We start from the raw sequence: 23,391 nt of genomic DNA, 5'->3' as shown, positions 1-23,391 counted from the left end.
TATTCGGAATGGATTATAATGGTTTTGCTTTTAGTAAGCTGTCAGAAGAAATATTTTTCGGTCTGATAGATGCCCCGTCTTTCAAGCTTCCAATTCCTGTGAATACAATTTTTTCTCCAGGTGCAAGCCCTTCAGAAATAAAATAATAGCTATCTGTTTTTCCAGATATTTTGATAGGTCTTCCGGTTACCTTCTGGTCTTTGCCCATTACATATACGTAAGTTTTATCCTGAATTTCGAAGGTAGATTCCTGCGGAATTACTACGGCATTCGAGATCAGCTGCGGCATACGTACTCTTCCTGTGTTTCCGGTTCTTAAAGTTCCGTTGGCATTAGGGAAAACGGCACGTACACTGATGGCTCCGGTAGTTTTATCAAACTGTCCGTCTACAATACTTAATCTCCCTTTTTCAGGATAAGTACTGTTGTCGGCGATCACCAATTCTACCATTGGCATATTTTTCAGTTTTTCTTCGAGAGTAGCGCCAGGGTATTTATTCTGAAAAGCGATAAAGTCCAGTTCACTCAAAGAGAAATAGGCATAAATTTCACTGATATCAGATAATAATGTCAATGGATTTACATCTGTTCTGGAGATCAGACTTCCTTTTTTGAAAGGGATTCTTCCGATATAACCGCTTACAGGAGCTGTAATGGTTGTAAATCCTACATTGATTCTTGCGCTTCCTACGGAAGCTTTTGCTTGTGAGGCAGCAGCTACAGCGGCTTCATAGTTGGCTTTTGCTGTTTTTAGCTGTACATCAGAAACTACTTTTGCAGCAACCAATGGCTGAAGCCTGTCTACTTCTACTCTTGCCTTCTGTATATTGGCATTCGCAGCCTGTAGATTAGCTTGTGCCATATTCATCTGCTCACCATAGCTTCTGGAGTCTATTTTAAATAATGGCTGTCCGGCTCTTACGTAAGCACCTTCCTCTACATAGATTCTATCGAGATAGCCATCTACCTGAGATCTTATTTCAACATTATTTTTCCCTTCTAAGGCAGTAGGGAATTCCTGATATGTAGTAGCGGGTGATGTGAGAACGGTATAAACCGGAAGTTCTGGAGCTGGCGGCGCGGCATTGGATCCTTCTGCAGCCTTGGTACAGCTCTGTAAAAGAATTATACTTGCAATAAGTACAATAAACCTTGTTTTCCCAGGTATTTTCATTGTGGTTTAATTTTTTTAATGAAGTGTTAGATTTAAGTAAAGTTCTTTTTAATAAATGCTGTTTTTTTTCCTAACAGTGTTAATGATTAGTTCAAAAAAAATTACAGAATTTTTAATGTCCGATGAAGTCGATTGTTTCCATAATTGAAAATTGTTTTTAATGTATTTAAGTGTATAATGATGGTGTAAGGTGTGTTAATTTTACTAACAGTGTTAATTTGTAAGCAAAAAAATGATTACTTTTAACAGCTGAATACTATGAATTGCTTCATAAATGGTTTTCATTTTTAATCAGGAATCACGGAATCATCTATTAATTCGGTGTTAAGTTTCCTAACGGTGTTAATTTTAAATTCAAAAAAAATTTACAAAGACTTAATAAAAGCCGAAACAGTTTCGTCCAGTGTTGTCTTGTTCATTGTAGAAGGGATATCAGCAGTACGCATCATCATAATAGAGATCATTCCGTGAACGGCAGAAAACAGAGCATGAGACATATGGCAGGCATTGTCAGGATTGGATCCGTTTTTCTTGATAATCTCATAGGTACATTCATAGATCAGTTCCTGGAATGATGAGAATTCTTTTTTCATCTGCCCTTTTCCACAGCATTGCATTCCAAGACCAAACATAAGCTGGTAATATTCCTTGTTTTTAAAAGCAAAGTTCCAGTATGCATCCACAATCGCAACCATTTGCTCTTCCGGAGTGTCATGCTTCTGCTGAGCTTTTAATAATTCTATGTGTAACTTATGAAAGCCATCTAAAGAAATTTCAAATAGAATAGCTTCTTTATTTTCAAAATAATCATATACTACAGGTGCACTATACTCAATAGCATCGGCTATCTTACGCATAGACAGTGAACCCCAGCCTTCAGTTTTAGCCAAAGTAAAAGCAGCCTGCAAAATATTTGCGCGGATGGATTCTTTTTCTCGTTGACGGCGTTCATGTAGACCCATGATATTTATTTACTAACAGCGTTAGCAAAACTACAAACTTTTTAATATAACTTCCAAAGGATATTATGTGTTTTATAGATTTGCCAACTATTTATAGAAAATTAATCAATAGCTGGAAGCTGGAAGAATGAGGGCTGGAAGTTGATTTGCGATAAAAAAAAATATTAATAGAATTTGACTATAACTATTTTTGAGACCTTAATATCTTCCCGCTTCCTTACTTTATAAAAAATGGAAATGTCTTCTTCATAATTAATAAAAGAAATATCTATCTTTGCCGGTAAAGAAAAAAGGATATGAATACACCATCAAATATGCTGGCATTAGGAACAAAGGCTCCGTTTTTTGAACTTCCTAACCCGTCAAAAACGAATGAACTTCAGTCTTTGGAAGAACTGAAAGGAGAAAATGGTACTTTGGTGATCTTTATGTGCAACCACTGTCCGTTTGTTCTTCATGTGATTGATAAAATCAACGAGTTATATGAAGACTATAACGAACGAGGAATAGAATTCATCGCTATCAATGCTAATGATATTGAAAAATATCCGGCAGATTCTCCTGAGAAAATGATTGAATTTCAGATTGAAAGAAATTTTGATTTTCCTTATTTATTTGATGAAAGCCAGGCAGTAGCGAAAGCTTATGATGCGGCTTGTACTCCGGATTTTTATTTCTTTGATGGTAAGCTTGATCTTGTGTACAGAGGTCAGATGGATGATTCAAGACCGGGAAATAATAAAGATGTTACAGGTGAGGATCTGATTATTGCTTTTGAAAATCTTTTGGCTGGAGAAGCGCAGGAAGAAATTCAAAGACCAAGTATGGGATGCAATATTAAATGGAAATAAGTAATGATTAGTTGCTGGTTATTCAGTTACTGGTTCTTATTCATACTAATATAAAGCTGCTCTTTTTGAGTGGCTTTTTTTGTTTCTTGTTTATTTATAGATCTGGTCTTTCCTTCGTGGATTTGGCAGATGTTTAATTCATAGCATATTTCTTCATCCACTTTGTACTCCGTAGGAGTCTCAGCATAGCTTTTTTATTGTAAACCTCAAAAAGTTTTTATAACTAAGAAATCTAGATTCCTACGGAATGATAAATACGAAAAATGGTCTATTTATACACTTTATCACTCCTTAGAAGTCTCAGAAAAGTTTATTGACAGAGGAATTTCAACATGTCATTATTAAAAACTTACCTTAGCTTTAGTCTCTTTTTCAACTTTCAAATCTACATTGATGTTGTTGTGAGAATAATTCTTAATGAATTCTGAAGGCGTTTTCCCGGTATATTTTTTAAACATCCTGTTGAAATAGGTCACATTATTAAAACCACATTGATAGCTGCATTCTGAAATGGACTTATCCTGTGCCATCAGCAGGCATGCTTTATTGATTCTGTATCTATTGACAAATTCTGTAAAAGTGATCTGGGTTGCTTTTTTAAAGAAATTACAGAAAGCCGGCAATGTCAGGTTAGCCAGTCTGGCGACTTCTTCAATTTCAATTTCTTTGTCATAATGATGTTCTACATACGTGAAGATATTTTCAAGACGGGTTTTATTTTTGGAAATAATGGTGTAGGGCATGATTTCTTTGTTTAGAAGATCATAATCTTCACATTTTGAAAGCTCAAAAAGAATCTCAAGCAATAGCAAATACCTTTTGTAACCTTCCGATTCCAGCATAAGCTTCAGTTTGGGCAGCATTATTTTTTTTACTTTATGATGAAAATGAATCCCGTATTTTGAAAGTTCCAACAGATTTTTGATCGATCTGGCTTCTACTTCCTGCTGCGGAAACTGCAGGATTTCTTCCTTGAACTGAAGTACAATTTCTTCGTGCGGATCAATAGAATTCAGCCCAAATCCGGAATGGGGAATATTGGAACCGATTAATACCAGATCTCCATGGGTGTAATTACTTTTATGGTAGCCTACATGGCGGGTTCCGTTTCCGGAAATAACACATACCAGCTCAATTTCGGGATGATAATGATATTCCCATTTGAATTCTGAAATAGGAGAGTTATTATGAATCGTCCGGAATGAACTCTTTTCATTAGGGATTACCCTTTCAAAAGTAACTTTCATTTAATTAATCATATTTATTTACTAAAAATAGTAATTATATTAATATAGTTCAAATATTGATTTACTGTGTTAAATTATCGTTAACACAAATGCTTCTATCTTAGCCGACAAGAAATAACCTGAATGAAAAATATTAACATCAAGGCCGTTTTATTTTTAAATTATTTTGTCTTTGCCATTCTTCTGAATTCTGTAGGAACAGTCATTCTACAAGTACAGCAGAATTTTGGGATTTCAAAATCTTCGGCCAGTGTTTTGGAAGGTTTCAAAGATCTTCCGATTGCCATTTGTTCATTCATTCTGGCTTCATTTCTTCCCAAAATAGGAATCAAAAAATCCATGTTGATTGCTTTATTGCTGGTAAGCTGTATGTGTTTTGTAATGCCGTTTACCAATACCTTTTGGGTTTTCAAATTATTATTTGCAACCGTAGGAGTTTCCTTTGCTTTAATTAAAATTTCGGTTTTTACTTCTATTGGATTGGTAACGGAAACAGATAAAGAACATTCCAGCTTTATGGGATTTCTGGAAGGGTTTTTCATGATTGGAGTTCTGGCAGGAAATGTATTATTCAGTCTATATATTGATGATCATAATCCGGAATCTACAAGATGGCTGGATGTATATTGGGTCCTGGGCGGGCTTTCCTCTTTATCTTTTTTATTCCTGTTCTTTTCAAAACTGAATGAGCAGGAAGCCAAAAGTGAGAAAACAGATTTATTGGGAGATCTAAGAAATAGTGCCAGCTTATTCAGCTATAAAAAAGTATTGTTCTTTTTATTATGTGCTTTCCTTTTTGTATTGGTAGAACAGAGCTTTCAAACATGGACGCCTACTTTTTATAAAGAAATTTTAAAAGTACCTACATCAATGAGTATTCAGGCGGGAGCCGTTTTGGCGGGAGCTTTTGCGTTGGGCAGATTTTTGTCGGGATTCTTTTCTAAGAAGTTCAACTGGATCTATGTAGTTTCTTTTTGTGTGATAGGCTTTGCTATCAGTTTATTGTTGGTTTTACCACTTACCCACAATATTCATATAGACACGAATACCAGTTGGATGAATGCTCCTTTGGTTGTCTATTTATTTCCCTTAATGGGAGGTTTGCTGGCACCGATTTATCCAAGTATTAATTCTGTGATTCTGGCATCAATCCCGAAATATTTGCATAGTGCCATGTCAGGACTTATTGTTGTTTTCTCAGCAATCGGAGGAACAATAGGTTCTATTATTACCGGTTTTGTATTTCAGGAATTCAGCGGTCAACAGGCATTTTATCTTTCCCTGATTCCGCTTTCATTACTGATCATTTCGGCAGTTTTCATGAATAAATTAAAAATTAATCCTAAAAAATAAAAATGAGTAACCAGCTTTACATAAACGAAATTCAAAGTCTGTTTGATGATGTGCAGAGATCTGAAATTTTTGAAGATCAGAAGATGATGACGGATGCGGTTCCATTATTTCCTATTGCAAAAATTAATGAGGAGTATGAAAAAGCAAAAGACATTCTCGGTTTTGATCTTAAAGATTTTGTGACAACCCATTTTGATTTTTTAGGGGCCAGAGTTTCTGTTCAGAGGGAAGATCATCTTCCTATCAAAGAGCATATTGAAAAATTATGGGATGAATTGACCCGTACAGCCGATGAGGAAAAAGGGACCCTTTTAAAATTACCGAAACCTTATATTGTTCCGGGAGGTCGTTTTAATGAGTTTTTCTATTGGGACAGCTATTTTATTATGTTGGGATTAAAAGCTTCCGGCAGAATAGAAATGATGGAAAACATTATTGAAAACTGTTCTTACCTGATTCAAAATGTAGGATTTGTTCCGAATGCCAGCAGAACTCATTTCCTGAGCAGATCGCAGCCCCCTTATTTTTCATTAATGCTGGACCTGCTTTTTGAAACGACGAATGACGAAAGAATTTATACACAATATCACGACACTCTGGAAAAAGAATATGCTTTCTGGATGAATGGCGAAGAATGGCTGGAAAATAATTCCAGTGTAAAAAGAGTGGTTAAAACAAAAGACGGAGATATTCTGAACCGTTACTACGATGCAGAAAATGCACCCCGTCCCGAAAGTTATCTGATCGACATTGAAGATCATGAGAAAACTTCAGGAGATGAATTTTACAGAAATATAAGAAGTGCCTGTGAATCAGGCTGGGATTTTTCCAGCAGATGGTTCGCAGACGGAGAAAATATACAGACGATAGAAACGCTGAATCTTGCGCAAGTAGACCTGAACTGCCTTTTGTGGCATCTGGAAATGACTTTGGCAAAATCTTCAGCACTTCAGAATCTGAGTGAAAAAGAAAATTATTTTTCAGAAAGAGCAGCAAGCCGAAGACAGATGATCAATATATATTTCTGGGATAGAAATACTAACAATTATAAAGATTATCACACTAAAAAAAACACAAAAACACCGTCTGAACATATTGCTGCTCTTTATCCTTTATTTCTTGGAATTGCAGATCAGGAACAAGCGGAAGCTGTTGCTAAGGTTATAGCTGAAAAATTTCTTTATAAGGGCGGGTTGGTTACCACAACTAAAAACTCAGGCCAGCAGTGGGATCTTCCCAATGCATGGGCACCTTATCAGTGGCTGGGCTTTAAAGCAATGAAAAATTATGGCTTTGATGAACTGGCTGAGAAGATAAAAAACAATTGGTGTTCCAATGTAGAAAGAGTCTACAAGAATACCGGAAAACTAATGGAAAAATACAATGCATTAGACACAGAAACAATAGCGGGCGGTGGGGAATACCCAAATCAGGATGGATTCGGTTGGACCAATGGAGTGTATTTACAATTACAACAAAACTGAAACTAACAATAAAAATAAGGCTATGAAAAAAAAATCAATCTTTTTAATCGCCGCAACAGCTACGTTATATTTTAATAATGCTTATGCCCAGGAAACCCCGCAGGATTCTGCAAAAATTTCCTCTATCGATCAGATTGTCATCACAGGAAATTCAAATCCAAAGAAAAAAATAGAATCCAGTACTGCGATTTCCACATTCAGTTCCAAAGAAATTCAGAAGCAAAACCCCATTAGTGCAGCTGCTTTATTACAAAGAGTTCCCGGATTTGCGGTGGAAACTTCAGGAGGTGAAGTAGGAAACAACCTTTTTGCAAGAGGTATTCCTTCTGCAGGTGCTTATGAATTTGTACAGGTACAGGAAGACGGTCTTCCGGTTTTTGAAGACGGTGCTCTTCAGTTTGCCAATGCGGATAATTTTTTTCGTGTAGATAATACCGTAAACCGTATGGAAGCTTTGAGAGGAGGTTCCGGATCTATTTTTGCAACCAACTCTCCCGGTGGTTTAATCAACTTTATTACCAGAGAAGGAACCAATGACTTCAGAGGTACAGCAAAGCTGGAAACAAGTACCTATGGATTGATGCGTACCGATGTAAATGTAGGTGGAGCTTTGGTTCAGGATAAACTGTTTTTTAATGTAGGAGGTTTCTACAGAACAGATGACGGAATCAGAAAAACAGGTTTCAAAGCTAATAATGGAGGACAAATCAGAATGAACCTGAAATATGTCTTTGATAAAGGTTACGTAAAAGTATATTACAAAAAACTGGACGACAGAAATACTTTCTTCCTTCCTGTTCCTTTGGTACAAAACGGCAATAAGCTGAAAGGATTTCAGAATTTTGATCCTAATTACGGAACATATAGCTACAGAGCCATCAGCCAGCTGAATATTCCACAGGCAGGAGGTGGATTTTTCAACAGAAATCTTGAAGACGGAATTCATCCGAAAGTAGATGCGCTGGGAGCAGAGTTTAAATATGATCTTGGGAATAATTTCAGTGTTTTAAATAAGACCAGATACACCAATATCAATATGAATTATACAGGGATTTTCCCTGCAGGAGGTCCACAGACGATGGCAGAATTTGCAAAAAGTAACGGAATTGCCGGTAACAATTATCAATATTCACTGGTGAGCAACGGAGCTGTGGTTAATCCTGAATATGTACAGAAACTAGGGTTCTGGGCCATTGACAAACAGATGAATAACTTCGTGAATGATCTGCAGTTCAATTATAAGTTTGATCAGGGAAATGTTACCGCAGGTTTTTATAAATCCAACTGGAAATCCCATCAATACTGGAACTGGAGTAATATCCTGACTACGGCTACAGACAGACCACATCTATTGAATCTGGTAGATACTTCTCTTAGTCCATCAGATACCGGATATTCCAAAACCTATAATGGAGTAACCGATATGACGTTTTTACAGAGAGATACTCAGACTCAGGGAAGCTTGAATGATCTTTATGTAAACCTTGATTATAATATTACGGATGCTTTAAGTGTGAATGGAGGTCTTCGTTACAGCCATGATTATTATAAAGGGAATTTTGCCAATACAACCTCTTCCAATTTAAATAATTCAGGGTTAACAACAGATGGAACTCACGGTTTCAACACGACTACGGCAGATGATAATATGAGTGTGTTGGGAAATAAATATACTTACTGGAATTATAATGTAGATAAAGTATCTTTTACATTAGCTGCCAACTATAAGATCAATAGAGAAAATGCGGTATATGCCCGTTTTTCCAATGGTTTCAGATCACCAAATGAAGAAGCATATTATAATTATTTCTCCAATCCGAACCCTGATAAACCTTTAAAATCAGTAACAACCAATCAGCTGGAAGTAGGATATAAATATTACTCGCGCACTTTTGACATAGCCGTAATTCCGTTCTATTCTACCTTGAAGAACCTTTCATTTACAGATGTTTTCTCTGATGGTACATCCGAAAATACCTTCGCCAATACACAAAACTATGGAGTGGAATTAGAAGGTTTCGCACGTTTATTCAATAATATTTTAGAAGTAACATTTAACGGAACAATTCAGAGCCCTAAATATAAAAATCTTGAGGCAGGAAGTGTGCTTGAAGGAAATGTGGTCAGAAGAATGCCTAAGTTTTTCTTCAATATTTCTCCGGCAGTTAACATTACAAAAGCATGGAGAACCTATGTAAGCATGAATTATTATGGAAAACGTTTCCAGGATGAGAAGAATGTACAGACTTTACCTTCTTTCACAGAATTTGGAGCAGGAATGTCTTACCAATTAGGAAGAATACGTTTTGCTGTGGATGGAACGAATATCTTTAATACAATCGGTATCACAGAAGGTGATCCAAGAGCGGGTTCTCCAAACGGAGACGGAATCATTATGGCCAGACCTATCATGGGAGCTGCTGCCAGAGCTTCAATTACTTTGGATTTCTAAACTCTATTTCTTTATAACAACAAAACCGTCGAACATACTGACGGTTTTGTTTTTTTTATTTTTATGTTCTCCCGTAGATTAAGCAGATTTCACCAATTGAATGCGAAATGTAAATCTCTGTTTAATCTGCGGGAGTTTTATTGTTACCTATTTCAGGAACGGATTATACTGCTTCTCAAAACCAATTGAGGTAGGATTTCCATGTCCTGAGAAAACCTGAGTATCATGATCTAAAATAAAAAGTTTAGATTTAATACCATCAATCAGCTGTTCATAATTACCTTTATATAAATCTGTTCTTCCGATACTGCCTTCAAAAAGAACATCACCTGAAATCATGAATTTCTGATTTTCATGATGATAAACTACACTTCCCGGAGAGTGTCCCGGAACATGGTAAATTTTAAATTTTTCACCATCCAGATCCAGTTCATCCCCTTCTTTTATATATTCCACATCTGCTTTTACAGGATCTACCTGCATCCCGAATCTCATTCCGCTAGCCTGAAGCATATCCAGAACTTCCTGATCCTCCTTATGCATCGTTACAGGTACTTTGAATGTATCAAAAGCCCATTGAAGCCCGAATACATGATCAATATGGGCGTGGGTAAGAAGAATCTTCTGAATTTTCAGTCCGTTTTCTGAAATAAAACTGTCAATAGCCTGAGTTTCCTGCCCTTTCATATTTCCCGGATCAATTAACCAAGCATTTTTATTCTCGTTATAAATGATGTAAGTATTTTCGCTCGCAAAGTTGAATACGAAACCTTGAATCTGAAGCATATCTGAATATTTTTTATTCAAAAATACGATATTATTAAGAAAATGGCTATTTTTCGTTATCTTCGTCATAATGAAAACTTTGCGAATACTCTTACTTACTTTGAGCGGACTGGTCTTTGGACAAAATATCCAAAGTGTTCAGCTGTTCAATCCTCAGACCAATGATGAAACCCCGGTAATCAAAATTGGTGAACAGTTGGTTCTGGGATTTGATGATCTTACCAACGGCAGTCAGATCTATAGATATACATTCAAACATTACGACAGAAACTGGAACGATGATAATCTGTTTTTTACAGAATTTGCTTCAGGAAGTATGAATGCACTTCTGGATCAGTTTCAGTATTCTTTCAATACCTTACAGGCTTATACTCACTATAAACTTGTTTTTCCGAATGATAAAATCCAGCTGAAGATTTCAGGGAATTATGAGCTTATTGTTTACAAAGATTCCGCAGATCAGCCTTTATTCAAAAAAAGGTTTTACCTGGTAGAAGATGCAACATCTGTGGGGTTAAATATTTCAAGATTTGCAGATGCAAAAAATCCAAACCTTAATCAGAGGGTAGAAGTGAATGTTTCTCCGAAAGGAGGAGATATTTCTTCCAATGTCAATTCAATCACTATGAATGTGATGCAGAATAACAACCCGAATATGGTGATTTCTAATCTGAAACCAAGCAGTGTTTTAGGAAATCAGGTGCTTTTTCAGCAGATGAATCTTACGTTTCCGGGAGATAATGAGTTTTATTATTTCGATAATAAAAATATGAATATGGCGGCGGATATGGTGCGTACAACCGAAATAAAAGAAGATGTCAACCAGACCTATCTCCATCCGGTATGGGCATTTCCTTTAAATTATCAATATCAACCGGATGTCAACGGAGCGTGGTATTACAGAAGAAATGATTTAGGCAGAGAAAGAGATGCAGAAAGAGAAGCTGACTATTCATGGGTACATTTCTATCTGGAGTCGGATCCGGTAGATAAAGAGATTTATGTTTTGGGTGGATTTAATAATTTTAAGCCTGGCAAAGAAAATCAGATGCAGTATGATGCCGCGACTAAGCAGTATGTGGCTAAAATATTCCTGAAGCAGGGTTTTTATAATTACATTTTAGTGACCAAAGAAGGAAATGGAGCATTGAATTTCGGTGAGGTAAACGGTAATTTCTGGCAGACGGAAAATCTTTATCAGGCATTTCTATATTATGCACCATTCGGAAGAAATTATGACGGGCTGATGGGCTATGGTGAATTCAGAACCCCAATCGCTAGCAAACGTTGATTAATATGATTTGATATCAATATTATTAAAAAATAGATTTATAAAACAGGGCTGCCTCTTGAGGTAGCCCTGTTTTTTTTCAATATTAAAGGGATTAGCTAACCAGGCTTTAAGAGTTGACTAATTTTTTAAATATAATGCATAGCATAGTGAAAAAAAATAATTCACAAAAATTTGATTTTTGTTAAATATATTAATGTAAAATCTTCATTGCAGTAAAATTATCTTTAAATAATTTTCTTTGTTTTAAAATCATTATTGTGTTTTATTTATTGATCTATAAAATCTATTGAACTTTTGATGCTTTAAGTGTTGTTTTATTGCGAAAAATTTATAAATTCGTTTTCACAATCAACCAAATATTATTATGAACACGAAATTTATCTTAGTAGCAAGTGTTGCTGCATGCTCTTTTGTTTTTGGACAAAACACGCCATCAAAATTAAATCCGGGTAAAAGTGGACTACATGCAGATTTTATGAGATTTGATAAAAATGCACCTGCTTTTCAGGGAAGTCCTGTTTTATTTGACGAAGCTACAGAAAGACTTTCTCAGGGGCAAGGGCTCAAACTGGGGCTGGAAAGAGATGCTTTAGGTTTTGAAACTCAAAGATTTCAACAAACTGTAAATGGAATTCCGGTAGAATACGGAATGATGGCTGTACAGACAAAAGGAGGAAAAATTGTAGGACAGTCAGGAAAATGGGTTCTTACTATTCCAAAAGGAGCCGAAAAGAAAGCCAATATTTCTGAAAGTATCGCTCTGCAGAGTGCTTTATCATTCGTAGGGGCAGAGTCCTATAAATGGCAGAGTAAAGAAGAGGAAGATTTTATCAAAAGAGACTCTAATGATGCCAATGCAAGCTTCGCTCCTAAAGGCGAGTTGGTATATTATTCAGATCCTACAGATGAAAAAATGAATGATCTGACACTCGCTTATAAATTCGATATTTATGCAGAAAAACCATTAAGCAGACAATATGTTTTTGTAGATGCTAAAAATGGGAAAGTATTAGGGGTAGATGCAATTATTCATGAAGTAAATACGCCGGGAACGGCTACAACCGTTTACAGTGGAAGTCAAAATATTGTGACTGATTCTTATAACGGAAGTTACAGGCTGAGAGAAACAGGAAGAAATACAGGAACCTCTGTAGAAACCTATAATGCTAAGAAATCAACCAATTTAGCATCTGCTGTTGATTTTACAGATGCAGATAATGCATGGAATAACGTAAATACCAATAAAGATCAATATGCTACAGATGCTCACTGGGGTGCTGAAAAAACTTTAGATTATTACTATACAAAATACGGAAGAAAAAGTATTGACAATAATAATTTTGCCATCAAATCATATGTTCATTATGGAAATAATATTTTCAATGCCTATTGGGATGGCTCGAGAATGCTTTATGGCGATGGAAGCTCTACAACAAACGGTGGTAAACCTTTAACAGCCATAGATGTCTGCGGGCACGAAATTACCCATGGGCTTACTTCCAAAACAGCTAACCTTGTGTATCAGAGAGAACCGGGAGCATTGAACGAAGGATTTTCTGATATTTTCGGAAATTCAATAGAACGTTGGGCAAGACCTACAAAAGCAAGCTGGACATTGGGAGAAGATTTCAATTATGTCATCAGAGATATGGCAAACCCTAATGCCTATAACCAGCCGGATACTTATAAGGGTACATACTGGAAAGACGCAAGCAATTCATGTACTCCTCAGGGAAATCCTAATCTACCTGGATATAACGATTATTGTGGAGTTCATACCAATTCGGGAGTCCTTAATTTCTGGTACTATTTATTGGTAACAGGAGGTTCAGGTACAAATGATAACGGTTTTGCTTATAATGTTTCCGGAATCGGACTGGACAAGGCAGGTGCTATTGCTTACAGAACATTAACTACCTACCTGACTTCATCATCCAACTATGCCAATACAAGAACCTATTCTCTTCAGGCAGCAGCAGACCTATACGGAGCTGGCAGCAATGAAGTGACACAGGTTACCAATGCATGGAACGCAGTAGGTGTAGGTGGGGGAACTTCTTCTGCAGGACTTGTTGCGGCAGCTTCAAATGTTTCAGCTTATACAATCAGCCCGAATCCTGCCACTGACAGGTTCACTGTAAACTTTGAAGGGAAAGCCGGAAAAGGAATTGTAGAAGTGGTAAATCTTACAGGGAAGAAAGAAATCTCTGAAAAAGTTGAAATTGCAGAAGGTGCAAATAAACTGAACATTCAGCTTCCTTCCAATATGCTTCCTGGAGTATATGTTGTAACGGTAAACGGACAGAAAGCAGGAAACCTTATTAAAAAGTAGACCAAAATCAAATTTTAATATATTCAACAAAAAGGCTGCAAGTTAATTCTTGCAGCCTTTTTTATATTTTGAGTAAAGGGATTATATCAGATAGAAATCATTCAGCTTTTCTTCACAAAGCGTTTTTACAACATCAATCCATCGGTCCTCATCATTCAGGCAGGGAATATAATGGAAATTCTCTCCACCTCCGTGCATAAACTGTTCTTTGCCTTCTACAGAAATTTCTTCCAGAGTTTCAAGACAGTCAGAGACAAATGCCGGACAGACTATGGCCAGATTTTTTATCCCCTTTTTACCAATTGTTTCCAGCGTTTCGTCGGTATAAGGTTCAATCCATTTATCTTTTCCTAATCTTGACTGGAAAGAAACGATTGTTTTTTCTTTAGGTAAATTCAGTTTTTCAATAACACGCTGTGTTGTGTTATAGCATTGGTGACGATAACAGAACTGATGACTTGGATTATCTTCCCTGGAACAGCAATCATTAAGATTACAGGTCTTGGTAGGATCTGTTTTATAAATATGTCTTTCCGGAACTCCATGATAAGAAAACTGAAGAGCATCAAAATTCTCAGGAAGTTTTTCCTTAATACTTTCTGCAAGACAGTTGATATAAATTTCTCGGTTGTAAAAAGGTTGAATATAATTGATCTTTACTGATGGAAATTTCTTTTTTCTTACCTCTTCTGCCTTTTCAATTACCGTCTCCGTAGTACTCATAGCATATTGAGGATATAAAGGAAAAAGAACAATTTCTGTGATTCCCTGATCTACCAGTTTCTGAATACCGGTCTCAATACTGGGTTCCGCATATCTCATTCCAATTTCCACAGGAACATCTACCAGTTTCTGAAGTTTTTTCTGAATTTTTTCAGTGATGACAATCAACGGAGAACCTTCATCTGTCCAAACTGTTTTATAAGCTTCGGCAGATTTGGCAGGTCTTGTTTTCAGGATGATTCCCTGTACAAGAAGGGCACGAAAGATCCAACGGTAATCAATCACTCTTTCATCCATCAAAAATTCATCAAGATATTCCTTTACATCGTTTACGGAGGTTGATCTCGGTGATCCGAGGTTGACCAGTAAAATTCCTTTATTATTCAATATTCTAATTTTTAATTATGAAACAGACGTTGTAAAATCTGCTACTAATTTTGATACTTTAGCAAAGGTATTACTTTCCAGTAAGCCATTGCTGTCAAATTTGCCTTTTATCCCTTTTATTAATGCCTGATGTTTATCATCTGTTACCGCTCCAAGAGTCTTTAAAATCATTAATAACTCTTCGTGGCCTTTTTCTCCACTGGCTGATGCGGTAATCACTGCCACCGGCTTTTCAGAAAAGACTGTTGTAGAGACACACCATTCCAGCAGATTTTTTAATCTGCCGGGAATACTGAAAATATATTCCGGAGTGGAAAATATAACACCTGCTGAGTTTTTAATATCTTCTCTGATCTTCAGAACTTCATCAGGAATATTCTCGTCCGTGATCGCAGTATCAAAATGGGGAAGAAAAGAAAGATTATTATACATCTGAAAATCTGTACTTTCCCTCTTTTTCAGAATCTGTTCCATTAGTTTCTGATTGCTGGAATTCTCCGAAGCACTTCCAATAATAACTACAATTTTCTTTTGGGAAGGCATTTTCAAACTGAATTATCCGTTTACAGCTTCTACTTTTTCTACCAGATCTGGAACGAATTGTTTTAAAATATTTTCAATTCCATTCTTCAGAGTAGCCGTAGAACTTGGGCAGCCTGAACAAGCTCCCTGTAAAAGCATTTTTGCAGTTTTGCTCTCCTGGTCATATTCCATCAATGAAATTTTTCCACCATCATTTTCTACTGCAGGAGCTACGTATTCATTTAAAATATCAGAAATTTTCTGCTCATCTTCAGTATAATCTCTGTTGATGATCTTTTCAACAGGATTTTCGTGTTTCTGAGGTTCTATTTTAGAAATCTCACCTCCGTTTTGAAGATATTCGGCAATAAGTGCACGAACAGTCATCATCACCTGGTGCCATTCTACAGAATTGTCTCTGGTAACAGCTACAAAATTATCAGAAATGAAAACTTCTTTTGTAAATTCAAATTCTTTAAAGATAGCCTGTGCCAAAGGAACTTCTTCAGCAGCCTCCATCGATTTTACTTCCACAAAACCATCCATCAGTAATTTGTTTGAAACAAATTTCATTACATTAGGATTCGGAGTCATTTCAGCATAGATCTGATACATTTCTTTTTTCTTCTGAAGATAAATTCTTGGGTTGGCCAATAATTCGTCCTCAATCACATTTTTCAGACTTTCAGCTACATGTTCCCATTCTATGGTATCTTGTTTAGCTACAGCTACAAAATTAGCCGTTATGAAAATTCTTTCCACAAACGGATAATTAAAGAGCTCCTGTGCCAAAGGAATTTCTGAAATATCTGAAGTTCTGTCCAACTCTAAAGACCCTGGAATGAGATTGTAATCTGCAACAAATTTCATTACTTTCGGGTTTTCGGTAGGTTCTATAAGTACGGTACGCATTTTTTCGTTAAATTTGAGATACAAAAATACGCATTAGAAGTTAGAAGCTGAGAATTGAGAGTTAGATTTTTGCTATCGCTGTAATTTAGAAGTTAGATACCAGAGATTATAAGGCAGAAGATCATCATTTTCAATTGGGCATATTTTCAAATTTTCAAATTAATATTATGGCACTTATAAAAGAACTTTTAGGAAAAGCACCACAGATCGGGGAGAATACTTTTTTAGCAGAAACCGCCACTATTATTGGTGATGTTACGATGGGAAGAGACTGCAGCGTTTGGTATAATGCTGTGATCAGAGGCGATGTTCATTATATCAAAATGGGTGACAAGGTAAATGTTCAGGATAATGCAATGCTGCATTGTACCTATAAGAAACATCCGCTGAATATCGGAAATAATGTTTCTATCGGACATAATGCCATTGTTCACGGGTGTACCATTAAAGATAATGTCCTGATCGGGATGGGAGCAATTGTAATGGATGACTGTTTGGTGGAAGAAAATTCTATTGTAGGAGCAGGTTCTGTAGTAACCCAGGGTACTCATATCAAATCAGGAGAGGTCTGGGGTGGAGTTCCTGCGAAAAAGATCAAAGATATCAATGCTCAGCTGTTAGAAGGAGAAGTTAACAGAATTGCTGATAACTATGTAAAATATTCATCGTGGTATAAAGAAAACGTGAAAGATCATCAATTCTAACTGTTAAGTGAATAGTGAATAGTCAATTCGCTACGCTTGTCAATTTTGAAAGCTCACATTTCACTTGCGAAGCAACACTCACAATTGACCTATAAATACAAAAGCTCCGTCCTGAGACAGAGCTTTTTTCGATTTGATATAGAACCTTTGTTTTATTGTTAGTTATTGTCTGGTGTAATCAGTCTGATCTTTCCATGAATGCATTTCAAAGATGTAGGAGGGGAGATCATTACACAATCAGACATGATATTATATTTTTCATTAAAAGTTTTTACTTTATCTGTGTAATCATTTACCCTCTGTAAGAAAGCAGTTTCTATCTTCTTTGGATAAGCAATATATTGCTGAGGTCCGCCGCATGATTTTGCTCCCATAGGCGCGAATGCCCATTCACTGGCATCTGTACATTTTTCTCCGGAAACTTCAGACTCAATAGAGGCTTTTAATTTGTCGAGCTGTGCCTGCTCATATTTCTGACTGTCTTCATCAGCAGGTCTGTCTGCGATATCAACAGGAAGATTGGTATTGGCATTTTTTGATGTATTACAGGAAACCAGAGTTAATGCAGTACATAATACTATCATTGGAAAATGAAAGAATAATTTTTTCACAATAAACTTTTTTCTTTTTAAGAATTTTCAAAACTTATGCCAAGGTAAGAAATTCAAATTCATTTCCGTATTTTTGACAACGATGAACAATCATTTTTTTGACTTAATAGAATATACGAACAGAAGTGTTTTTCTGACCGGGAAAGCCGGAACAGGTAAAACGACGTTTCTCAATGATTTTGTAAGACGTACCAAGAAAAAACATATTGTAATAGCCCCCACGGGAATTGCTGCAATCAATGCGGGAGGCGTTACAATTCACTCCATGTTTGGACTGCCGTTGAGAACTTTTCTTCCTACGACAGAAAGAATAGATACCAGTTTGGCTAATAATATTGCCGATCTGATGCCCCATTTCAAATACCGTAAAGATAAACTTAAACTTCTGAGAGAAGTTGAGATCATTATCATCGATGAGGTTTCCATGTTGAGAGCTGATGTTCTGGATATGATGGATTTTTCTTTAAGATTTATCAGAAGGAATAATCAAAGGTTCGGTGGTGTGCAGATGCTGTTCATCGGAGATTTGTTTCAGCTTCCGCCTGTGGTGAGGGACGAGCATATTCTGAAAATGTATTACAATTCACCTTTCTTTTTTGACAGCCATGCCATTAAGGAAATTCCGATTGTTACGATTGAACTGACAAAAGTTTACAGACAGTCTGACCAGGAATTTCTGGCGATTCTGAATGCTATCCGAGACGGTGATGTGGACAATATAGATTTTAACCACCTCAATGAAAGATACGATCCCGATTTTGATATGGGGAAAGAATCTTACGTCTACCTGTGTTCCCACAATAAAATGGCTGATGAAATCAATCTGGAAAAGCTGGCGGAGATCAAGGTAGATCCTCAAACTTATGAAGCTAAACTTGTAGGTGATTTTAAGGAAAATCAATTTCCAAACGAACAGTTTTTAGAATTGAAAATCGGAGCGCAGATCATGTTTATCCGAAATGATATTTCCGGAGAAAAGAAATATTTCAACGGAAAATTAGGAGAGATCATTGGATTGGATGAAAATGAAATTCGTGTTGTTCTGGATGAAAGCGAAAATGAAATTGTAGTTAAAAGAGAAACCTGGGAACAGAAAAAATATTTCCTTGATACTGATAAAAATATTCAGGAAGAAGTATTAGGAAGTTTTGAACAATTTCCGATAAAACTGGCATGGGCTGTAACGATCCACAAAAGTCAGGGACTGACGTTTGATAAAGTGATTATTGATGCCGGGAAAAGTTTCACGGCCGGTCAGGTATATGTTGCTCTATCCCGTTGCAGAACGTTGGAAGGAATTGTTTTAAAATCAAAAATTACCCCTGAAGTTATTTTCAAGGATAACAGGATTTTGAGTTTCCATACCAATACTATTGCCAACGACAATGTGGAAGCTATTCTGAATCAGGAGAAATATGACTACAGCATCAGAAAAGTACTTCGTACCCTTGATTGTACATGGTTTTTAAAAGAAGTTGAAGAATGGAATAATCTGTCCATTGTGACCAAGAATATAGATCATGCCAAGACTAAACAGCTTTATCTTCAGTTGAAACATGAAGCGGTAAATCTTGGGAAAATCTTTGAAAAACTGGAACGTATCATTTTTCAGAAAGTCAATAATTTTATTGAACAAAAGGAAGACTGGTCCGAGATCGAAAGTAAATCAAAAGGAGCCGTTAATTTTTTCTTTACAGAAACCAGAAATAAAATTTTTGATCCTTTGAAAGAATTTTATGCTGAAATAAAAGGAGCGAAAGGCTTAAAACAATATAACGAAGAATTCAAGAGCTGGCTGGAAGATATTGAAGAATATCTGAATAATTTAAGAGAGATTTATCTTCTGGAAACGAAACTTTTAGATGAAAAGAATGATAAAGAAATCAATCTGAAAATTGCTAAAGTTCCGTCGCAGGTTTTAACCTTTCAGTTATTTGAACAAGGAAAAACTATTGGAGAAATTGCTTTGGAAAGAGGTTTGGTAAAAGAAACGGTTATTGGCCATCTTGCTAAATTTGCAGAACAGGGTTTACTGGATATCTCCAGAGTAATCACCTCAGATAAAATCAAGGCTTTTGAAGACGAATTCTATAAAAATCCACACGAAACATTGACTGAGTGGAAGAATGCATTGCCAAGCCACTTTGAATTTAATGAAATCAGGATTTTGATTAATCATTATAATTATAAAAAAGGGAAGAATTCATAAGAATTCTTCCCTTTTTTGATGGTCACAAAAGTTCTTTAAAATTAAGGGTACATTGCATTAATAGTATTGATATCCCCGGTTGTAAAGCCTGTTCTGTTATAGGTAAAACTTGAATTATCTGCTCTTGTAATAGTCGGTAGTCCGTTTTTAGAATAAGAAGTCGGCCAGTACATCATCACAGAATTGATATTGAATGGTCCTATGTCTGTTCCGGAATTATAGATATTGAAATTATAAGACTGCCCACTTTGGATATTATTCCAAAGGATTTTTACATATTGATCTCTGTCTTTGCGGGTGTGTTCATGATAAAGTCCTACTGTATGGCCCATCTCATGAATTACCGATCCTACAGAAATATATTGATCCAAAGAAACAGTCTGTTTTCCCCCTTGATATCCAATATGAGCCCAGCCGTCTGATCCTGAAGAACTTCCAAAAATAAATTCTACATAATTGGTTTGGTTGGTACGTAGGATCCATTGAGTATTTGTTTTGGTATTGTACTCATTCACGGCAGTAGTAATTTTATTAGCATTGATAGATCCCATATTACTGGCAACAGTATAATAAATTTTACCGCTTGGCCACCTTGAATAACTTGCACCGCCTTTATTGAGTTCACTTCCTTCTGCCAGTTGTTTGTCGGAGAGAACAATGTCTCCCTGGAAAAAATTCATTCCGTTTTTTCTTTCATAAGTAATATCCTGGCCTCCCAATTGTCCTTTTTTAACGTTTTCAACATTGAAGGCATTGGTTTGAGCTTCTGAGGTAATTTCTTCATTATTTTTACTGCAAGATATTAATACTGCACTAATAGCAATGCTCATAAAGATAGTTCTTCCTGTCAGAATCTGCCGATACAACGGACTGTTTGGTTTTTTGTTCATATTAAAGTTTTTTAAGATTTGGTATACGAATATAATAAAATATTTCTCTTTAATTTGAATTATTTTTGTTAAAATATATTTTTTAGAATTGTTATTTGTATTTTGAAAACGACATAAGCAAAATCGAATAAGGAAGAATTAATTTCCAATAGTTTTTCCCTGAACTACTCAATTGTTTTTATTAATTACAAAAAGTAACTAATGCAGTTTTTATGTTTTAAATTTGTATGGTTTTTTTCGAGACCAAAGAAAAATTAACATCTCAATATGAAAAATTTTGAAATTTCTGTTTTAGATCTTGCCCCTGTAAAGCAAGGTAAAAGCATCCACGATACTTTTCAGGACAGCTTATCATTAGCCAATCACGCTGAAAATTTAGACTATAAAAGATTCTGGCTTGCAGAACATCACAATATGGAAAGTATTGCCAGTTCGGCAACTTCTGTTTTAATTGGGTTTATTGCCAATGGAACAAAAAAAATCAGAGTAGGCTCAGGGGGAATTATGCTTCCCAACCACAGTTCTTTGATTATTGCAGAACAGTTTGGTACTTTGGAGTCTCTTTTTCCCGGAAGAATAGATCTTGGGGTTGGGAGAGCACCTGGAACGGACGGATTGACGGCTCAGGCTTTAGGAAGAAATCCTGCTATTATTAATGAACAGTTTCCAAGACAAATACTCGAGCTTCAAAGATATTTCTCAAAAGAAAATTCAGATGCTATGGTTCGTGCTATTCCCGGAGAAGGGCTGGAGATTCCGATTTATATCCTGGGATCCAGTACAGACAGTGCATGGCTGGCTGCGGAACTTGGTTTACCGTATGCATTTGCAGGACATTTTGCTCCGGAGCAGATGGAAATGGCTTTTAAAATATACAGAGAACATTTTGAACCTTCAAAATATCTTGATAAACCTTATATCATTGCGTGTGTAAATGGTGTAGCTGCGGAAACAACAGAAGAAGCTCATAAAATTTCTACGACTTTATTCCAGGCCTTCATTAATATTGTAAGAAATGATAGAAAACCTTTTGCCCCACCTGTTGATGATATGGACGAAATCTGGTCGCCAATGGAAAAATCTATGGTACTACAGAAACTGAGATATACTTTTATTGGAGATCAGGCGGAGGTTCAGGAAAAACTTAAAAATTTCCAGGAAAAATTCCAGGTTGATGAAATGATAATCAACTCTCATATCTACGACCATCAGAAAAGATTGAGATCTTATGAGATTTTCAGAGAGGCAGCGAACTCTATCCAAAGCGTAACAAACCATTCATAATTAGTTGGCAGATGCTTATTTTTATGAGTATCTTTGCAAAAATAAAAAGTAAAAATGTCCGATATTAAATTAAATACTATTCCAGAGGCTATTGAAGACCTTAAAAATGGTAAAATAATCATAGTAGTAGATGACGAAGACAGAGAAAATGAAGGAGATTTTCTTTGTGCAGCAGAGCTGACAACTCCGGAAATTATCAATTTTATGGCGCTTCACGGAAGAGGGCTTATCTGTATGCCGCTTCCTGAAAAAAGATGTGATGAGCTTGGACTTGAAGTGATGGTAAGCAGAAGCAGCGATCCTAAAGAAACAGCTTTCACCGTATCCGTTGACCTTTTAGGAAACGGAACATCTACCGGAATTTCTGCAGGAGACAGAGCCAAAACAATTTTAGCACTGATGGATGAAAAATCCAAACCTACAGACTTTATGAGACCTGGCCACATTTTCCCGCTTCGTGCAAGAAAAGGTGGAGTATTGAAAAGAGCCGGACATACTGAAGCTGCCATTGATCTTACTAACTTATCAGGTTTGAAAGAAGGCGGAGTGATCTGTGAGATCATGAACGAAGATGGTACAATGTCCCGTCTGCCTGAACTTCATGCATTCGCTCAGAAACATGATATGAAAATCGTTTCTATTGAAGACCTGATCCATTACCAACTTAAAAAAGGAAACCTGGTTGAAAGACTTGAAGAGAAAAAAGTAAAAACGCACTATGGTGAGTTTGATTTTTATGCCTTCAGAGAAACGTCAAATGATCAGATCCACTTTGCATTGACAAAAGGAGCATGGACAGTAGATGAACCGGTTTTGGTGAGAGTACAGTCTTCAGATTCTTATTTCGATGTATTGACAAGACTGAACAACGGTGAAAAACCATTATTGGAAAAAGTAACCGGTATGGTAAATGAAGCAGGAAAAGGAGCCATTATTTTCATCAATAATGTTTCTAACTCTGAAAATACATTGAGAAAACTTCAGCAGTTCCTGAACTATCAGGACGGGCAGGAGCAGCATCCTACTTTAGCGTACAATTACAGAGATTATGGAATTGGAACGCAGATCTTAAAGAATTTAGGAATCAACAAGTTCAAAGTAATCACTCAAAATCCTAATATCAAACCTCAGGTTGGAGGATATGATGTAGAGGTTACTGAGATGGTGCAACTATAATAAATGAATAGCCAACAATAGCTGTTGGTTGTTTTACA

Annotated in this window: 19 protein-coding genes; 10 read left to right on the top strand and 9 right to left on the bottom strand. The window is 36.2% G+C overall.

The window, feature by feature from the left end:
• Positions 1-13: 13 nt before the first annotated feature.
• Positions 14-1,174: an efflux RND transporter periplasmic adaptor subunit gene (locus FW781_RS08530; protein ID WP_149387012.1), complete on the bottom strand. Its 1,161-nt coding sequence runs from the start codon at positions 1,172-1,174 to the stop codon at positions 14-16.
• 365 nt (positions 1,175-1,539) lie between these two features.
• Positions 1,540-2,136: a TetR/AcrR family transcriptional regulator gene (locus tag FW781_RS08525; protein ID WP_047386447.1), complete on the bottom strand. Its 597-nt coding sequence runs from the start codon at positions 2,134-2,136 to the stop codon at positions 1,540-1,542.
• A 296-nt stretch (positions 2,137-2,432) separates the two neighbouring features.
• Between FW781_RS08525 and FW781_RS08520 the strand changes: the two genes are divergently transcribed.
• The gene (locus FW781_RS08520) at positions 2,433-2,987 is read left to right on the top strand and encodes a thioredoxin family protein (RefSeq protein WP_149387011.1); all 555 of its coding nucleotides are present in this window, start codon (positions 2,433-2,435) and stop codon (positions 2,985-2,987) included.
• A gap of 341 nt (positions 2,988-3,328) precedes the next feature.
• Here FW781_RS08520 and FW781_RS08515 read toward each other — a convergent pair whose 3' ends face one another.
• Complete coding sequence (locus tag FW781_RS08515; RefSeq protein WP_149387010.1) at positions 3,329-4,234, bottom strand: AraC family transcriptional regulator; 906 nt, start codon at positions 4,232-4,234, stop codon at positions 3,329-3,331.
• Between the two features lie 123 nt (positions 4,235-4,357).
• On the opposite strand from FW781_RS08515, the gene FW781_RS08510 reads away from it, so the two are divergent.
• From FW781_RS08510 to FW781_RS08500, 3 genes are read left to right on the top strand one after another with little or no spacing between them, the layout of a single operon-like run.
• On the top strand, positions 4,358-5,587 hold the full coding sequence (locus tag FW781_RS08510) for an MFS transporter (RefSeq protein WP_149387009.1): 1,230 nt from the start codon (positions 4,358-4,360) through the stop codon (positions 5,585-5,587).
• A gap of 2 nt (positions 5,588-5,589) precedes the next feature.
• Entirely contained in the window at positions 5,590-7,071 is a 1,482-nt protein-coding gene (locus tag FW781_RS08505; RefSeq protein WP_149387008.1) for a trehalase family glycosidase, read from the top strand.
• Between the two features lie 22 nt (positions 7,072-7,093).
• Positions 7,094-9,523: a TonB-dependent receptor gene (locus tag FW781_RS08500; RefSeq protein ID WP_149387007.1), complete on the top strand. Its 2,430-nt coding sequence runs from the start codon at positions 7,094-7,096 to the stop codon at positions 9,521-9,523.
• Between the two features lie 147 nt (positions 9,524-9,670).
• Here the strand turns inward: FW781_RS08500 and FW781_RS08495 are convergent, their stop codons facing one another.
• Positions 9,671-10,309 (bottom strand): MBL fold metallo-hydrolase, encoded by a 639-nt coding sequence (locus FW781_RS08495; protein WP_149387385.1) that lies wholly within the window; start codon positions 10,307-10,309, stop codon positions 9,671-9,673.
• 70 nt (positions 10,310-10,379) lie between these two features.
• Here FW781_RS08495 and FW781_RS08490 point away from each other — a divergent pair, with 70 nt between their 5' ends.
• Together FW781_RS08490 and FW781_RS08485 are read left to right on the top strand one after the other, a co-directional pair.
• Positions 10,380-11,600, top strand: coding sequence for a type IX secretion system plug protein (locus tag FW781_RS08490; RefSeq protein ID WP_149387006.1), 1,221 nt, complete (start codon positions 10,380-10,382; stop codon positions 11,598-11,600).
• Between the two features lie 367 nt (positions 11,601-11,967).
• The gene (locus FW781_RS08485; protein WP_149387005.1) at positions 11,968-13,935 is read left to right on the top strand and encodes a M4 family metallopeptidase; all 1,968 of its coding nucleotides are present in this window, start codon (positions 11,968-11,970) and stop codon (positions 13,933-13,935) included.
• Between the two features lie 81 nt (positions 13,936-14,016).
• On the opposite strand, the gene hemH is transcribed toward FW781_RS08485, so the two are convergent.
• From hemH to FW781_RS08470, 3 genes are read right to left on the bottom strand one after another with little or no spacing between them, the layout of a single operon-like run.
• Positions 14,017-15,045 (bottom strand): ferrochelatase, encoded by a 1,029-nt coding sequence (gene hemH / locus FW781_RS08480; RefSeq protein ID WP_149387004.1) that lies wholly within the window; start codon positions 15,043-15,045, stop codon positions 14,017-14,019.
• 15 nt (positions 15,046-15,060) lie between these two features.
• Positions 15,061-15,588, bottom strand: coding sequence for an NADPH-dependent FMN reductase (locus FW781_RS08475; protein ID WP_149387003.1), 528 nt, complete (start codon positions 15,586-15,588; stop codon positions 15,061-15,063).
• A 12-nt stretch (positions 15,589-15,600) separates the two neighbouring features.
• Entirely contained in the window at positions 15,601-16,479 is an 879-nt protein-coding gene (locus FW781_RS08470; RefSeq protein ID WP_149387002.1) for a NifU family protein, read from the bottom strand.
• A gap of 167 nt (positions 16,480-16,646) precedes the next feature.
• Between FW781_RS08470 and FW781_RS08465 the strand changes: the two genes are divergently transcribed.
• Positions 16,647-17,183: a gamma carbonic anhydrase family protein gene (locus FW781_RS08465; RefSeq protein ID WP_149387001.1), complete on the top strand. Its 537-nt coding sequence runs from the start codon at positions 16,647-16,649 to the stop codon at positions 17,181-17,183.
• A gap of 158 nt (positions 17,184-17,341) precedes the next feature.
• Here FW781_RS08465 and FW781_RS08460 read toward each other — a convergent pair whose 3' ends face one another.
• A complete protein-coding gene (locus FW781_RS08460; RefSeq protein WP_149387000.1) occupies positions 17,342-17,794 on the bottom strand; it encodes a hypothetical protein in 453 nt (150 codons plus the stop codon).
• Between the two features lie 82 nt (positions 17,795-17,876).
• Here FW781_RS08460 and FW781_RS08455 point away from each other — a divergent pair, with 82 nt between their 5' ends.
• Positions 17,877-20,003: a helix-turn-helix domain-containing protein gene (locus FW781_RS08455; RefSeq protein WP_149386999.1), complete on the top strand. Its 2,127-nt coding sequence runs from the start codon at positions 17,877-17,879 to the stop codon at positions 20,001-20,003.
• Between the two features lie 41 nt (positions 20,004-20,044).
• Here the strand turns inward: FW781_RS08455 and FW781_RS08450 are convergent, their stop codons facing one another.
• A complete protein-coding gene (locus tag FW781_RS08450; protein WP_149386998.1) occupies positions 20,045-20,893 on the bottom strand; it encodes a M12 family metallopeptidase in 849 nt (282 codons plus the stop codon).
• A gap of 267 nt (positions 20,894-21,160) precedes the next feature.
• Here FW781_RS08450 and FW781_RS08445 point away from each other — a divergent pair, with 267 nt between their 5' ends.
• Positions 21,161-22,177 (top strand): LLM class flavin-dependent oxidoreductase, encoded by a 1,017-nt coding sequence (locus tag FW781_RS08445; RefSeq protein ID WP_149386997.1) that lies wholly within the window; start codon positions 21,161-21,163, stop codon positions 22,175-22,177.
• Between the two features lie 54 nt (positions 22,178-22,231).
• Positions 22,232-23,353, top strand: coding sequence for a 3,4-dihydroxy-2-butanone-4-phosphate synthase (ribB, locus tag FW781_RS08440; protein WP_149386996.1), 1,122 nt, complete (start codon positions 22,232-22,234; stop codon positions 23,351-23,353).
• Positions 23,354-23,391 lie beyond the last annotated feature (38 nt).

It is taken from the genome of Chryseobacterium panacisoli (assembly GCF_008274625.1).
In the GTDB taxonomy this organism is placed as follows: Bacteria; Bacteroidota; Bacteroidia; order Flavobacteriales; family Weeksellaceae; genus Chryseobacterium; species Chryseobacterium panacisoli.
This window is presented reverse-complemented; position numbering and strand designations above follow the sequence as displayed.

Coding starts and splice junctions, on each gene's coding strand:
- FW781_RS08530 (WP_149387012.1), bottom strand. CDS start 1,174: ATGAAAATACCTGGGAAAACAAGGTTTATTGTACTTATTGCAAGTATA.
- FW781_RS08525 (WP_047386447.1), bottom strand. CDS start 2,136: ATGGGTCTACATGAACGCCGTCAACGAGAAAAAGAATCCATCCGCGCA.
- FW781_RS08520 (WP_149387011.1), top strand. CDS start 2,433: ATGAATACACCATCAAATATGCTGGCATTAGGAACAAAGGCTCCGTTT.
- FW781_RS08515 (WP_149387010.1), bottom strand. CDS start 4,234: ATGAAAGTTACTTTTGAAAGGGTAATCCCTAATGAAAAGAGTTCATTC.
- FW781_RS08510 (WP_149387009.1), top strand. CDS start 4,358: ATGAAAAATATTAACATCAAGGCCGTTTTATTTTTAAATTATTTTGTC.
- FW781_RS08505 (WP_149387008.1), top strand. CDS start 5,590: ATGAGTAACCAGCTTTACATAAACGAAATTCAAAGTCTGTTTGATGAT.
- FW781_RS08500 (WP_149387007.1), top strand. CDS start 7,094: ATGAAAAAAAAATCAATCTTTTTAATCGCCGCAACAGCTACGTTATAT.
- FW781_RS08495 (WP_149387385.1), bottom strand. CDS start 10,309: ATGCTTCAGATTCAAGGTTTCGTATTCAACTTTGCGAGCGAAAATACT.
- FW781_RS08490 (WP_149387006.1), top strand. CDS start 10,380: ATGAAAACTTTGCGAATACTCTTACTTACTTTGAGCGGACTGGTCTTT.
- FW781_RS08485 (WP_149387005.1), top strand. CDS start 11,968: ATGAACACGAAATTTATCTTAGTAGCAAGTGTTGCTGCATGCTCTTTT.
- FW781_RS08475 (WP_149387003.1), bottom strand. CDS start 15,588: ATGCCTTCCCAAAAGAAAATTGTAGTTATTATTGGAAGTGCTTCGGAG.
- FW781_RS08470 (WP_149387002.1), bottom strand. CDS start 16,479: ATGCGTACCGTACTTATAGAACCTACCGAAAACCCGAAAGTAATGAAA.
- FW781_RS08465 (WP_149387001.1), top strand. CDS start 16,647: ATGGCACTTATAAAAGAACTTTTAGGAAAAGCACCACAGATCGGGGAG.
- FW781_RS08455 (WP_149386999.1), top strand. CDS start 17,877: ATGAACAATCATTTTTTTGACTTAATAGAATATACGAACAGAAGTGTT.
- FW781_RS08450 (WP_149386998.1), bottom strand. CDS start 20,893: ATGAACAAAAAACCAAACAGTCCGTTGTATCGGCAGATTCTGACAGGA.
- FW781_RS08445 (WP_149386997.1), top strand. CDS start 21,161: ATGAAAAATTTTGAAATTTCTGTTTTAGATCTTGCCCCTGTAAAGCAA.
- ribB (WP_149386996.1), top strand. CDS start 22,232: ATGTCCGATATTAAATTAAATACTATTCCAGAGGCTATTGAAGACCTT.